This window comes from Kitasatospora sp. NPDC127111, from assembly GCF_042677465.1.
Taxonomy (GTDB): Bacteria; Actinomycetota; Actinomycetes; order Streptomycetales; family Streptomycetaceae; genus Kitasatospora.
The window spans coordinates 1-14,567 of record NZ_JBHXTG010000012.1 but is presented as its reverse complement, the minus strand read 5'-3'; the positions used below and the strand labels follow the sequence as shown (position 1 = coordinate 14,567).

Genomic DNA, 14,567 nt, shown 5'->3' with positions numbered 1-14,567 from the left:
TCTGTCAGTCATCGGCCGTCAGCCGTCAGCCGTTCCTCGTCGCCGCGAAGTCGGCCGCCGTCCAGGCCATGGCGACCGCGCCGTCCAGTAGGGCGCGGTCCGCCTCGGGCGAGACGGCGGCCTCGGCGAAGGCGGCCTCGTGCGGGGAGCAGGCGCCGCCGGTGATGTCCAGCACCGGGTGGATGGCGGGCAGTACGTGCGAGACGTTGCCCATGTCGGTGCAGGCGAACGGACCGCTCTCGACCGGCTCCGGCCGGCCGAGCGCGGCAGCGTTGGCGCGCCAGAGGGCGAGGAGCCCGGCGTCGCCGCGGAAGTCGAGGTAGTCCGGCTCGGGCCGGGTCAGCTCGACCTCGCAGCCGGTGGCGAGCGCGCCCGCGCGGAAGCAGGCCTCGACCCGCTCGCGCAGGGCCGTCAGGTCCTCCGCGGCGGAGGCGCGGATCTCGTACTCGGCCGTGGCGGTGTCCGGGATCAGGTTGGGGGCCGTCCCGGCCGCCGTGGTGATGCCGTGCACCCGCCAGTGCGGCGGCAGTTGCTGGCGCAGCAGCCCGAGCGCCACCTGCGCGACGGTGAGCGCGTCGGCGGCGTTGCGGCCCTCGTGCGGGTTGAGGCTGGGGTGGGCGGCGCGGCCGGTGTAGCGGACGGAGAGGGTGCCGAGCGCGAAGGAGCGGAAGTCCGCGACTTCGACCGGGCAGGGGTGGACCATCATCGCCGCGTCCACCCCGGCGAACGCCCCGCCGTCCAGCAGCAGTGCCTTGCCGGCGCCGCGCTCCTCGGCCGGCGCGCCGATGACCCGGACGGTGAGTCCGAGCCGGTCCGCGTACGGGGCCAGGCCGAGCGCGGCACCGAGGCCGGCGGCGGCGATCAGGTTGTGGCCGCAGGCGTGGCCGAGCCCGGGCAGGGCGTCGTACTCGCAGACCACGGCGACGGTGACCGGCCCGGAGCCGAGGCTCGCGGTGAACGCGGTCTCCAGACCGTGGGCGGGCGCGGTGACCGCGTAGCCGTGGGTGCGCAGCAGTTCGGCGCACCAGGCGGCGGCCCGGTGTTCCTCGAACGCCGTCTCGGGGTGCGCGTGGATGCGGCGGCTGAGCGCGAGCAGGGCGTCCCGGTGCGCGAGGACGCGTTCGCGGACGGCGGCCTTCAGGCCGTCCAGGCCCTCGGGTCCGTTCATACCGTTCACGCCGTTCGGGTCCTCCGGCCCGTCCGGGCCGTCCGCGGCGCCCGGGGGTGGCGCGGGCCGGCTCGCGTTCAGGGGGGACATCGGCGCCTCCGGGGGCGTCAGGGCCCGCACTCCGGCGGGCGTTTGACCAGACGATATGAAGATAGCTTAGGCTAACCTAAGTAGGCGTGCCGTTCGCCGGACCCGAGGAGCTCTCAGAACCATGCGTCGCCACCAGGCCGCGTCCGACCCCGTCGCCGCCCCCGAGGCAGCCGACGTACCGCTGCTCGCCACCCAGGCGGCGATCTGGTACGCGCAGGCGCTCGACCCCGACAGCCCGGTCTACAACACCGGCGACGCCGTCGAGATCACCGGCCCGCTCGACGCGGACCTCTTCGAAGCCGCCCTGCGGCAGGCCGTCGGTGAGGCGGACGCCCTCTCCGCCGTGGTCACCGCCGGCGAGGACGGCGCCCCGCGCCAGCGGCTGCGCCCCGGCCACGCCTGGCCGCTGCACCACCTCGACCTGCGCGCCGCCGCCGACCCGGACGCCGAGGCCGGGGCCTGGATGCGCGCCGACCTCGCCCGGCCGGTCGACCTCGCCGCGGGGCCGCTGTTCACCCAGGCCCTGATCCGGCTCGCCGACGACCGCCACTGCTGGTACCAGCGCGTGCACCACCTCGCCGTCGACGCCTACGCGCTCACCCTGCTCGGCGGCCGGGTCGCCGAGCTCTACACCGCCCTCGCGGCCGGCGAGCAGCCCGCCGACCGCACCTTCGCCACCCCCGCCGAGGTCGCCGCCGAGGAGGCCGCCTACCGCGAGGGCCCCGACTACGCCGCCGACCAGGCCTTCTGGCGCGAGCGGCTGGCCGGCGCCGAATCCCCCGCCACCCTGCCCGGCACCGAAACGCCCAGCACCGAAACGCCCGACACCGAAACGTCCGCCACAGGAGCGCCCTCCACTCCGCCCGCCGCCGAGACGCCCGCCGGCGGACCGGCCGCCACTCCGGCCGCCCCCGCCGAACTCCTCCGCCAGACCACCGAGTTGCCCGCCGGCACCCTCGCCCGGCTGGAGCGTGCGGCCGGCGCCGCCCGCGCCACCTGGGCCGAGCTGGTCATCGCCGCCACCGCCGGCTACCTGCACCGCCTGGCCAACACCGACGACGTCCTGCTCGGCCTCCCGCTCGCCAACCGCCGCGGCCCGGCCGCCCTGCGCACCCCGATCGCCGCCGCCAACGTCCTGCCGCTGCGCCTCGCCGTGCACCCGCAGGACACCGCCGCCGAACTGCTGCGCCGTGTCGTGCTGGAGGTCCGCGCCGTCCGGCGCCACCAGCGCTACCCGCTGGAGGACCTCCGCCGCGACCTCGCCCTCACCGGCGGGCGGCGCGCCCTGTTCGGCCCGATGGTCAACATCAAGGCCTTCGAGCGCGACCTCGACCTGGCCGGCCTGCCCGGCACCGTCCGCAACCTCGCCGCCGGTCCGGTCGACGACCTCGCCCTCGCCGTCTCGCCCGGCCCCGACGGCGCCCTGCGCATCGGCCTGGACGCGAACCCCGGCCGCTACGACACCCCCGCGCTCGCCGCGCACCGGGACGGCCTGCTGCGCTACCTCGACGGCCTCGCCGACCTGCTGCTCACCGACCCGCGGACGCCGATCGCCCGGATCGACCTGCTGGACGACGACGCACTGCGCCGCGCCACCGCCGGCCGGGACGAACCCGCCGTCACCAGCACCCTTCCCGCGCTGTTCGCCGGGCAGGCCGCCCGCACCCCGCGCGCCGTCGCCGTGCGCAGCGGCGGAACCGCGCTCAGCTTCGCCGAGTTGGACGCCGCGAGCAACCGCCTCGCACACCACCTGGCCGCCCTCGGCGTCCACGGCGGGACGCCCGTCGCGCTCGCCCTGCCGCGCGGCGCCGACACCGTGGTCGCCATGCTCGCCGTGCTCAAGGCCGGCGGCGCCTGCCTCTCGCTCGACCTCGCCCACCCCCGGCAGCGGATCGCCGACATCCTGGACGACGCCCGGCCGGTGTGCGCGGTCGGCACCGCGGCAGCCCTCGCCGCCCTGCCCGGTGGCGCGGGCAGGTCCGCGGTCACCCTCGACGACCCCGCGGTCCGCGCCGCGATCGACGCCCGGCCGGCCACCGCCCTCCCCGGGCCGGACCTCGACGGCACCGCCTACCTGCTGCACACCTCCGGGTCCACCGGCCGCCCCAAGGGCGTCGTGGTCACCCACGCCTCGCTCGCCAACCTGCACGCCGGTCACGGCGAGGACCACATCGCCCCCGCCGTCCGCCGCGCCGGCCGCGCGCAGCTGCGCGTCGCCCACAGCGCCTCGTTCGCCTTCGACGCCTCCTGGGACCCGGTGCTCTGGATGGTCCACGGCCACGAGCTGCACCTACTGGACGACGAGACGTACCGCGACCCCGCCGCCCTGGCCGGCTACGTCGACCGGGAACGGATCGACTACCTCGACCTGACCCCCTCCTACCTCGAAGTCCTCATCGCCGAGGGCCTGTTGGAGGACGGCCGGCACCGCCCGGCGGTGGTCGCCGTCGGCGGCGAGGCCACCCCCGAGGCGCTCTGGCGGCGCCTCGCCTCCGTCGACGGGCTCACCCCGCTCAACCTCTACGGCCCGACCGAGACCACCGTCGACGCCTACTCCTGGACTCCCGGCCCGGACGGCGCCCCCGTCGGCCGGGTGGTGCGCGGCTCCCGCGTCTACGTCCTCGACGGCTCGCTGCGCCCCGCCCCCGACGGCGTCGCCGGCGAACTGTACGTGGCCGGCGCCTGCCTGGCCCGCGGCTACCTCGGCCGCCCCGACCTCACCGCCGAGCGCTTCCTCGCCGACCCGTTCGGCCCGCCCGGCAGCCGGATGTACCGCACCGGCGACCTCGCCCGCCGCCGCGCATGGGGGTCCCCCCGGCCGGGGGCTGGGGGAAGCACCCTGGAGTTCCTCGGCCGCGCCGACGACCAGGTGAAGATCCGCGGGTTCCGGATCGAGCCCGGCGAGATCGCCGCCGTCCTCGGCCGACTCCCCGGCGTGGAGCGGTCCGTGGTGATCGCCCGCCCCGGCCCGCACGGCAAGCGGCTGCTCGGCTACGCCGTCCCCGCCCCCGGGGCCGACCTCGACCCGGCCGCCCTGCGCGCCGCGCTCGCCGAACGGCTGCCCGACCACATGGTGCCCGCCGCCGTCCTGGTCCTGGACGAACTGCCGCGCACCGCCAACGACAAGCTCGACCACCGCGCCCTGCCCGAGCCCGCCGTCGCCGAACCGGCCGCCGAGGCCGCCGCCGGTGGCGACGACGTCCCCGCCACCCCGCAGGAGGAGGTCATCCGCGGGCTGTTCGCGGCCGTCCTCGACCTACCCGAGGAGCCCGGCCGGTCGGCGTCCTTCTTCGACCTCGGCGGCCACTCGCTGCTGGCGGGCCGCCTCGCCGCCCGGATCCGCGAGAGCCTCGGCACCGCCGTCGGCTTCGCCGACGTCTTCCGCCACCCCACCCCGGCCGCCCTCGCCGCCCTGCTGCGCGAGCGTTCCGCGCCCGAGCCGCGCCCGGCCCTGCGGTCCGGCCCGCGCCCGGAACGGCTGCCGCTCTCACCCGCCCAGCGCGGCCTCTGGTTCCTGCACCGGCTCGAAGGCCCCAGCCCGACCTACAACATCCCCCTGGTCCTCACCCTCACCGGCCCGCTCGACCGTGTCGCCCTCGCCCAGGCCGTCACCGACCTGGCCGCCCGGCACGAGATCCTGCGCACCGTCTACGTCGATCCCACCGACGGCGACCGGTCCGCCGGCGCCCCGTCCGTCGGCGCCCCGTCCGCCAGTGCCCCGTCCGCCGATGTCCCGTCGATCGGTGCCCCGGCCGTCGGAGCCCCGGCCGGAGACGACCCGTTCGGCGGCGACCCGGCCGGAGACGAGCCGTACGGCGGCGACCCGGCCGGAGGCGAGCCGTACCAGCGCGTCCTGCCGCCCGCCGACGTCCCGCTGCACACCGGGCACTCGCTCGCCGAAGCCGTCCGCCACGCCTTCGACCTCGGCGCCGAACCGCCCCTGCGGGCAAGCCTGTTCACGGACGGCCCCGAGCAGCACACGCTGCTCCTGCTGCTCCACCACATCGCCGGCGACGGCGCCTCCACCACCCCGCTGGCCCGCGACCTGGCCGCCGCCTACACCGCCCGCCAGGCCGGCCGCACACCTGAATTCGCGCCGCTGGACGTGCAGTTCGCCGACCACGTGACCTGGCAGCGGCAGCTGCTCGGCGCCGCCGGGGCGCCCACCCCGCTCGCCGTCCGCCAGCTCGACCACTGGCGCAAGACCCTGGCCGGCCTGCCCGACCAGCTCGACCTGCCCACCGACCGCCCGCGCCCGGCCGTCGCCGGCCACCACGGCGCCACCGTGCCGTTCGCCCTCGACGCCGAGACCCACGCCGCCCTGGCCGCCCTCGCCCGCGCCACCGGCACCAGCGTCTTCATGGCCGTCCAGGCCGGCCTGGCCGCCCTGCTCACCCGGCACGGTTGCGGCACCGACATCCCGATCGGCACCCCCGTCGCCGGCCGTGACTCCGACCAAACCGCCGCGCTGGTGGGCTACTTCGTCAACTCGGTGGTCCTGCGCACCGACACGTCCGGCGACCCGAGCTTCCGCGAGCTGCTCGGCCGCGTCCGCAGCAGCGTCCTCGGCGCGTACGACCACGCCGACCTGCCGTTCGACCGGCTGGTCGAGGAGCTCAACCCGCCGCGCTCCCTCGCCCGGCACCCGCTGTTCCAGGTCATGCTGGCCTGGCAGAGCGTCCCCGACGAGGAGTTCGCGCTCGGCGGCGGGCTCACCGCCCGGATCGGCGCCGTGCCGTCCGGCACCGCCAAGTTCGACCTCACCCTCAACGCGGGCGAGCGCCCGGACGGCGGCATCGCGGGCTTCCTCGAGTACCGGACCGACCTGTTCGACGCGGCCACCGTCCGGGCGCTCGCCGACCGGCTCGCCCGGCTGCTGACCGCCGCCGCCGACGCGCCCGAGACCGCGATCGGCCTGCTCCCGCTGATCAGCCCCGAGGAGCGGCGGCGTGCGCTGGTCGAGTGGAACGGGACACCCGTCCGCTCCACCCCCGGCGCCACCCTGCCCGAACTGTTCGAGGCCGCCGCTCTCGCCAACCCGGCCGCCACCGCCGTCAGTCACGACGGCGCCACCCTCGACTACGCCGAACTCGCCGCCCGCTCCGACCGGTTGGCCCGCCTGCTGGCCGCCCGCTCGATCGGACCGGGCACCATCGTCGCGCTCGCCCTGCCGCGCTCGCTCGACCTGGTCGTCGCCCTGCTCGCCGTCGCCAAGTCCGGCGCCGCCTACCTCCCGCTGGACCCGGACTACCCGGCCGACCGGCTCGCCTACATGCTGGCCGACGCCGCACCCGCCGCGCTGCTCACCGACGCCGCCACCGCACCCCGGCTGCCCGCGCACCAGGCGCCCCGGCTCCTGGTCGACGGTCCGGAGCCGGCCGGCTTCCCGGCCACCCCGCTGGCCCAGCACGAACGCACCCGGCCGCTCAGCCCGGACGACGTCGCGTACGTCATCTACACCTCGGGCTCCACCGGCCGGCCCAAGGGCGTCCCGGTCACCCACCACAACGTGGTCCGGCTGTTCACCGCCACCGACCACTGGTTCGGCTTCGGCGCCGAGGACGTCTGGACGCTCTTCCACTCCTACGCCTTCGACTTCTCGGTCTGGGAGCTCTGGGGCGCCCTGCTGCACGGCGGCCGGCTCGTCGTCGTCCCGCACCTGGTCAGCCGCGACCCGGCGGCCTTCCTCGACCTGCTGGCCCGCGAACGGGTCACCGTGCTCAACCAGACCCCGTCCGCCTTCTACCAGCTCAGCGCCGCCGACCGGGACCGGCCGGGCACCGAACTCGCCCTGCGCTACGTCGTGTTCGGCGGCGAGGCGCTCGAACTCGCCCGCCTGGACGACTGGTACCGGCGGCACGCCGACGACGCGCCCGTCCTGGTCAACATGTACGGCATCACCGAGACCACCGTGCACGTCTCCCACATCGCCCTCGACCGGGCGAGCGCCGCCGCCGGCACCAGCAGCACCATCGGCGTCAACATCCCCGACCTGCGGGTCTACGTCCTCGACCGGCACCTCCAGCCCGTCCCGCCCGGCGTCACCGGCGAGATGTACGTGGCCGGCGCCGGCCTCGCCCGCGGCTACCTCGGCCGCCCGGCCCTCAGCGCCGAGCGCTTCGTCGCCGACCCGTACGCGGAACTCTTCGGCGAACGCGGCACCCGGATGTACCGCTCCGGCGACCTCGCCCGCCGCCGCGCCGACGGCGTCCTGGAGTACTTCGGCCGGGCGGACCAACAGGTCAAGATCCGCGGCTTCCGGATCGAACTCGGCGAGATCGAGGCCGTGTTGGCCGCCCACCCGGACGTCGCCGACGCCGCCGTGATCGTCCGCGAGGACGTGCCCGGGGACAAGCGCCTGGTCGGCTACGCCGTGCCCGCACCATCCGGGCCCTCGCCGTCGTCCGGGCCGCCCGAGTCATCGGCGCCGTCCGGGCTGTCCGAGTCGTCCGTGCCGTCCGAGTCGTCCGTGCCGTCCGAATCATCCGCGCCGTCCGCGCCGTCCGGGCCGTCCGGGCCGGCCGCACCCGCCGCACCCGCCGTCACCGCCGAGGAGCTGCGCACGCACACCGCGGCCCACCTGCCCGTGCACATGGTTCCGTCCGCGGTCGTGCTGCTGGACAGGCTGCCACTGACCGCCAACGGCAAGCTCGACCGCCGCGCCCTGCCCGCCCCCGACGCCCCGGCGAGCGGCGGCGGCCGGCCCCCGCGCAACCCCCGCGAGCAGCAGCTCTGCGAGCTCTTCGCCGAGGTGCTCGGCCTGCCCGCGGTCGGCGTCGAGGACGACTTCTTCGCCCTCGGCGGCCACTCGCTGCTGGTCGTCCGGCTGGCCGGCCGGATCCGCGCCGTGCTCGGGCTGGAGGCCGGCATCGGCACGTTGTTCCAGGCCCCGACGCCCGCGGCACTGGACGCCGCGCTCTCCGCCACCGGGGACGCCGCCCGTGCCGCCGACGCGCTCGACGTCCTGCTGCCGCTGCGGCCCACCGCCCCCGGCCGACCGGCACCGCTGTTCGCCGTCCACCCGGCCGGCGGCCTCAGCTGGTGCTACACCGGGCTGATCCGCAACCTCCCCGCCGAGGTGCCGATCTACGGCCTCCAGGCCCAGGGCGTCGGCGCCGCCACCGCCGCGCTGCCACTGCCGCGGACGATGGAGGAGCTGGCCGCCCACTACGTCGACCGGCTCCGCGAGGTGCAGCCCGACGGCCCCTACCGCCTGCTCGGCTGGTCCACCGGCGGCATCATCGCCCACGCCATGGCCGTCCGGCTCCAGGAACTCGGCTGCACCGTCGAGCTGTTGGCGATCCTCGACGCCTACCCGGCCGAGGGGTTCCGGGAGTTGCCCGTCCCCGACCAGGCCGAGGCACTCGAGGCACTGCTGACCATGGGCGGCTACGGCCCCGAGGACCTCGACGGCCGCCCGCTCGAACTCGCCCACGTCACCGAGCTGCTGCGCCGCGAGGGCAGCCCGCTGGCCGGCCTGGACGACGCGACGGTCGAGGCGCTCAACCGGATCTACCTCAACACCAACCACCTGGTCCGCGGCTACGACCACCGCCCGTTCGACGGCGACGTGCTCTTCTTCCGCGCCACCGTCGACACCATCGACGCGACCCTGGTACCCGAGCTCTGGGCCCCGTACGTCACCGGCCGGATCGACAACACGAACGTCGCCTGCTCGCACAAGGACATGACCCTGCCCGAACCGATCGCGCACATCGCCCGCGTGATCGCCGACCGCCTGGCCCGGCTCGACCACCCCGACCGCCCCGCCCACGCCGACCGCCCCGCACCCCAGGAGAACCCGACCCATGAGTGATGCGCCCGCCAACCCCTTCGACGGCGACGGCGAGTTCCTCGCCCTGGTCAACGACGAGGGTCAGTACTCGCTCTGGCCGGCCTTCGCCGCCGTCCCGGCCGGCTGGACCGTCGCCCACGGGCCCTGCGCCCGTGCCGAGGCCCTCGACCGGATCACCGCGAACTGGACCGACCTGTGTCCGGTCCGGTGACCCCCACCGACGCCACCGACGCCGAGGACGCTGCCACCGCCGCCACCGACGCCGAGGACGCCGCCGCCGAGGCCCCCGCGACGCGCCCGCCGTTGGCCGGGCGCGTCGCGGTGGTGGTCGTCTACACGGCCGCGATGTGCATGAACGGCCTGGACTCGACCATCGTCAACCCGGCACTCTTCACCATCGCCGAGGACTTCGGCCGCCCGGTCTCCGCCGCCAACGCGGTGGAGGTGGCCTTCCTGGTCGGTCTGGCCGTCGGTCTGCCGGTGGCCGGCTGGCTCGGCGACCGGTTCGGCGTCCGGCGGGTCTTCCTCGGCTCGCTGGCCGCCTTCACCCTCTCCTCCGCCCTGTGCGCCGCCGCGCCCGGACTCGGCACGCTGTCCGCCGCCCGGGCCGTCCAGGGCGTGGCGGGCGGGCTGCTCACCCCGGTCGGGATGACCCTGCTCTTCCGCGCCTTCGCCCCGCACGAGCGGGCCGGACTCGGCAAGGTGCTGATCGTGCCGACCGCGCTGATGCCCGCCCTCGGGCCGCCGGTCGGCGGCTTCCTCACCGAACACCTGTCCTGGCACTGGCTGTTCCTGGTCAACGTGCCGATCGGGGTGGCGGCGGTCCTCACCGGCCTGTTCGGACTGGGCGACCAGGACGAGGAGGCGGCCGGCCGCTTCGACACCACCGGCTTCCTGCTCGCCACCCCCGGCCTCGGCCTGCTCACCTACGCGCTCGGCTTCGGCCCTGCGCACGGCTGGTCCTCCCCGGCCGTCGCGATCGGCGGGGTGCTCGGCGTCCTGCTGCTCGGTCTCGCCGTCCGGTATCAACTGAGTGCCGAAGACCCGCTGGTGGACCTGCGGCTGCTCGCCGACCGCGCCTTCGGGGCGGCCACCTGGCTGGCCCTGCTGACCGCCGCCGGGCTGATGGGCGCGCTGTTCGTCTTCCCGCTGCTCTACCAGGCGGCCCTCGGGGCGTCGGCCCTGGACGCGGGCCTCAGCGTCTTCCCGGAGGCGATCGGCCTGATGGCCGCCTCCCAGGTGGTCGACCGGCTGCTGCCCCGGTTCGGCCCGCGCCGGCTCGCGGTGCCCGCCCTGCTGCTCGCCGCGCTGGTCCTCGCCGCGCTGGCCGTGCCGGGCGTCGGCGAGCGCGCCTGGGCGGTCCGGGCGTTGATGTTCGGCGTCGGCCTGATCCTCGGCACCGCCGTGCTCACCCTGCAGATCGCCGGGTTCGCCGACGTCCCGCCGCCCGCGATGGGCCGGGCGATGGGCCTGTTCACCATCGTCCGCACCCTCGGCGGCGCGCTGGGCATCGCCGTCACGGCCGCCCTGGTCGGCGCCCTCTCCGAGGACGGCCCGCACACCGCCGAACCGGGCCCGTACCGCGCCGCCCTGCTCGTCACGGCGGCGGTGGTAGCGGCCGGCACGCTGATCGCGGCCCGCCTCCCCGGGGAGGCCCCGGGACCGCCGCCGCTGGACTAGCGAACCGCCGCAGTGCCCGAGCGGGCCCGCCCCCGTCGCAGGGGGCGGGCCCGCGGTGCTTCCAGCGCCTGCGGGCCGCACTCCGCGAGGCCGACCGGCGCCGCGCCGGAAGGCTTCTCCCGGGACTCACCGGCCGGCCTTCGGGCGGTTCCGGCGGCTGCGGGACGTCGGTCGGAAACGAATTATCCGGTTCCGCGAAATACTCCCGCCATGGAACAGAAATACGAGAGAAACGATTCAGTTCGATATTCCGGAGGAATCGGCGGGTGCGGGCAGGTGAACGCGAAGGGGCGGAATCGTCCCCTCCGCTGGGCGTGCGCCGGAGCCCGCCACGGCGGTGCGAGGCGGCCCCCAGGGGAGGGGTGGTCTGAAGGGGGGAGGTGTCATCGCAGGTCGGAGCCGCCCTCCTGGCGGGCCGGCCGCGGGCCGGCCGACGCGGACTGATCGCCCCGCAGGCTCCCGCCCGGCACCGGAGGCCCGGCCGCGCCACGGGGCGGCGCACGGCCCTGCGCCGGGCTTGCGGGTCGGCTCCGTGTGCGATCCGGTACGCAGAATCGTTTTGTCGAAGTCCCAGTGCGCCGTTGCGGAGGAATCACTGGCGGCTCCACTATTCGGATGGTCGCATCGCCATACAGGACTTTCTCGTCCCTGGCATCCGGCCGGCACCTCCGCGACGCCGGGCGCGACACCCACCGGCTCTTCGCCAGCACCCCTCTTTCTCCACCGTCCCGCCTGCGCAGACCCCTGCACCGAGGAGGGTTTCCGTTGGACAACCGGTACGAGGCCTACGCCTACGCCGACCCGCTCTTCTACGACTCTCCCCGGCGCTGGGGAGCGCACGAGGAATTCGCCGCCGTCGCCCGGCCGCTGCCGGACGGCTGGGAGCGCGGAGACCTGGAGATGTGGGCCGTCGTCCGTCCCGTCGACGTCCGCATCCCCGACCAGGGCTGGAAGATCCACGTCTCCTCGTGCATCGAGACCGCGGAGGAGGTCCTGGAGACCGTCCACGCCTACTGCCTGCGGGAGCGCGTCACCTTCAAGTTCCTGCGCGGGCTGCCGATCCTCCAGGTCCAGAACTCCAAGTACGCCCCGCGCGGCTCCAGCGGGAAGTTCTGCACGCTCTACCCGGTGGACGACGCGGAACTCGAGCGATGTCTCGACGGTCTGGGCGCCCTGCTGGCCGGCCGCAAGGGCCCGTACATCCTCAGCGACCTGCGCTGGCAGGACGGACCGCTCTACCTGCGGTACGGCGGCTTCGCCGAACGCCACTGCCGCAACGAGGAGGGCGAGCGGGTGCTCGCGCTCACCGGACCGGACGGCCGGCTCGTCCCGGACGTCCGCGGGGCGGGGTTCGCCGTCCCGCCCTGGGCGCCCGTCCCGGAGTGCATCGCCCCGGCCGTGGCCGAGCGCGCGGCCCAACGGGACACCGGACTGCCCTACACGGTGGAGCGCGTCCTGCACTTCTCCAACGCCGGCGGCGTCTACCTGGCCCGCGACGGCGCGGACCGGCCCCCCGTGGTGCTGAAGGAGGCCCGTCCCTTCGCCGGCCTCGACCAACGGGGCGTCGACGCGGTGACCCGGCTGCGCAACGAGCACGACGTCCTCGTCCGCCTGGCCGGCGCCCCCGGAGTCCCCGCCGAGCACGGGCTGCTGACCGCCTGGGAGCACGAGTTCCTCGTCCAGGAGTACGTCGAGGGGCAGTCGCTCAGCGAGTGGCTGACGGCCCGCTACCCGCTGATCCACCCCGGCGCCGACGAGGACGCCGTCGCCGAGTACACCCGGGACGCCCTCGCGATCGTCGGCCAGGTGGAACGGGCGCTCACGGAGATCCATGCCCGCGGCGTGGTCTTCGGAGACCTCCACCCGCGGAACCTGATCATCCGGCCGGACGGCGAACTCTGCCTCATCGACTTCGAACTCGCCAGCACCGTCGAGGACTTCCTCCGGCCGGCGCTGGGAGCCGCCGGATTCACCGCCCCGCCCGGCTACACCGGGACGGACGTCGACCGGTACGGGCTGGCGGCGATCCGCCTCTGGCTCTTCTACCCGCTGGCCCAGCTGACCGCCCTCGACCCGGGCAAGGCCGGGCAGCTCGCCGACGCCGTGGAACGCCGCTTCCCGGTGCCGCCCGGCTACACCGACGACATCCGCCGCTTCCTCGGCGCCACGCCGTCCGACGGCCGCACGCCCCGTCCCGAACTGGACCGCGGCCGGGCCGAGACCCGGGCGCTGCTGGAGGCGCCGGTCGCCGACTGGCCGGCCATCAGGGACTCGCTGGCCGCCGGCATCGCCGCGATGGCCACCCCCGACCGCACCGACCGGCTCTTCCCCGGTGACATCGCCCAGTTCACGCAGGGCGGGCTCGGCCTGGCCCACGGCGCCGCCGGCGTCCTCTACGCCCTTCACGTCACCGGAGCCGCCGTCGACCCGGGCCACGTCCGCTGGCTGGCCGACGCCGCCCGCGACCGCAGCCTCCCGGCCGGCCTCTACCACGGCGGCCACGGCGTGGCCTACGTCCTGGACCTGTTGGGCGAGGACGAACAGGCGCTGGTGCTCCTGTCGCGGCTCACCGGGTCCGCGGAGGCCGAACCGGGGCCGGGGCTGGCCACCGGCGGTCCCGGCATCGCCCTCACCCTGCTCCACTTCGCGCTCGCCACCGGCGACGATCGCCTGCTGGACGAGGCGCTCACCCTCGCCAGGACCGCCGCGGCGACCTGGGAGAAGGCGGGCCGCGGCGACCCCAAGCGCCGTGCCGGACTGCTCGCGGGCGCCTCGGGCGCGGCCCTCGCCCTCGTCCGGCTCCACGAGCACACCGGCGACCACGCCCTGCTCGACCAGGCCGAAACGCTGCTTGAGCTGGACCTCGACCGGTGCGTGGAGGTCGCCGACGGCACGCTGCAGGTGGTCGACGGCCGCCGGGTCCTGCCCTACATCGAGACCGGCAGCACCGGCATCGGCGTGGCACTGGACGCGCTGCTCGCCCACCGGCCGGACTCCGCCCTGGCGGCCCGGGAGCCGGCCATCCGCCGGGCCGCCGAGCCGGAGTTCGTCATCCAGCCCGGCCTGTTCAACGGCCGGGCCGGACTCCTCGGCCACCTCGCCCTCACCCGCCACCGGGCCGTCACCCCGAGCGGCACCGTCACCCCGAGCGGCACCGACGTCGCGCACGGCACCGACGTCGCGCCCGGCCCCGACGCCGCGCACGGCACGGCCACCGGGCATGCCGCAGACGCCGCGCCCGGCACCGTCCCGGCGCACGGCACCGACGCCGCGCCGCCGGACCGCCAGCGGGCGCTGCTCGCCCTGCACCAAGTCCCCTACCAAGGGCGGCTCGCCTTCCCCGGCGACCAGCTGCTGCGGCTCTCGGCGGACCTCGCCACCGGCTCCGCCGGCGTGCTGCTGGCCCTGGGCACCGCCCTCGCGGGCACACCGTTCCTCCCGTTCACGGGCGCGCCCGGCACCGCACCGCCGCGCAAGCGCCCGACCGCCCGCTGACGGCCCGCCAGGCCCGTCCGCCCCCGGCGCGACTCCCGCGCCCCACCGGCTCCCGGCCGCCCGGCCGGGTGATTTCACCGCACAGTGAAGGAGAAAGTCATGGCGATCCTCGACCTCCAGACCCTGGAGCTGCCCGAGACCGAGGCGGCCCCGATCGACGACACCCTCGCCAGCACCAGCTCGCTGAGCGTCCTCAACTGCGGCACCAGCACGGTCAGCACGCTCGTCTGCCTCTGACCCGTGCCACCCGCCCGTAGGGCGGGCCGCATGGAGGGCCGGCCGGGTGATCTCCGGACACCCGGCCGGCCCCCGGGCCGCAGCGGTCACCGCCGGGGTGTT

The 14,567-nt window shown here is 75.9% G+C and carries 6 protein-coding genes; 5 read left to right on the top strand and 1 reads right to left on the bottom strand.

The genetic code is table 11. The features are described 5' to 3' along the window. Positions 1-25 precede the first annotated feature (25 nt). The gene (locus ACFVHB_RS10515; RefSeq protein WP_380318605.1) at positions 26-1,168 is read right to left on the bottom strand and encodes a M20 family metallopeptidase; all 1,143 of its coding nucleotides are present in this window, start codon (positions 1,166-1,168) and stop codon (positions 26-28) included. A gap of 211 nt (positions 1,169-1,379) precedes the next feature. Between ACFVHB_RS10515 and ACFVHB_RS10510 the strand changes: the two genes are divergently transcribed. The 5 genes from ACFVHB_RS10510 (at position 1,380) to ACFVHB_RS10490 (ending at position 14,465) form a co-directional block, all read left to right on the top strand. Further along, positions 1,380-9,074: an amino acid adenylation domain-containing protein gene (locus ACFVHB_RS10510; RefSeq protein WP_380318271.1), complete on the top strand. Its 7,695-nt coding sequence runs from the start codon at positions 1,380-1,382 to the stop codon at positions 9,072-9,074. Continuing rightward, positions 9,067-9,264 carry an MbtH family protein gene (locus ACFVHB_RS10505; protein WP_380318268.1) on the top strand — a complete coding sequence of 66 codons (198 nt, stop codon included), beginning with the start codon at positions 9,067-9,069 and terminating at the stop codon, positions 9,262-9,264. Before ACFVHB_RS10510 ends, ACFVHB_RS10505 begins: the two co-directional genes overlap by 8 nt. A 92-nt stretch (positions 9,265-9,356) precedes the next feature. Further along, a complete protein-coding gene (locus ACFVHB_RS10500; protein WP_380318602.1) occupies positions 9,357-10,733 on the top strand; it encodes a DHA2 family efflux MFS transporter permease subunit in 1,377 nt (458 codons plus the stop codon). Positions 10,734-11,498: 765 nt separating this feature from the next. After that, positions 11,499-14,228 (top strand): class III lanthionine synthetase LanKC, encoded by a 2,730-nt coding sequence (gene lanKC / locus ACFVHB_RS10495; RefSeq protein ID WP_380318264.1) that lies wholly within the window; start codon positions 11,499-11,501, stop codon positions 14,226-14,228. Between the two features lie 99 nt (positions 14,229-14,327). After that, positions 14,328-14,465 carry a SapB/AmfS family lanthipeptide gene (locus ACFVHB_RS10490; RefSeq protein WP_360199162.1) on the top strand — a complete coding sequence of 46 codons (138 nt, stop codon included), beginning with the start codon at positions 14,328-14,330 and terminating at the stop codon, positions 14,463-14,465. Positions 14,466-14,567: the final 102 nt, after the last annotated feature.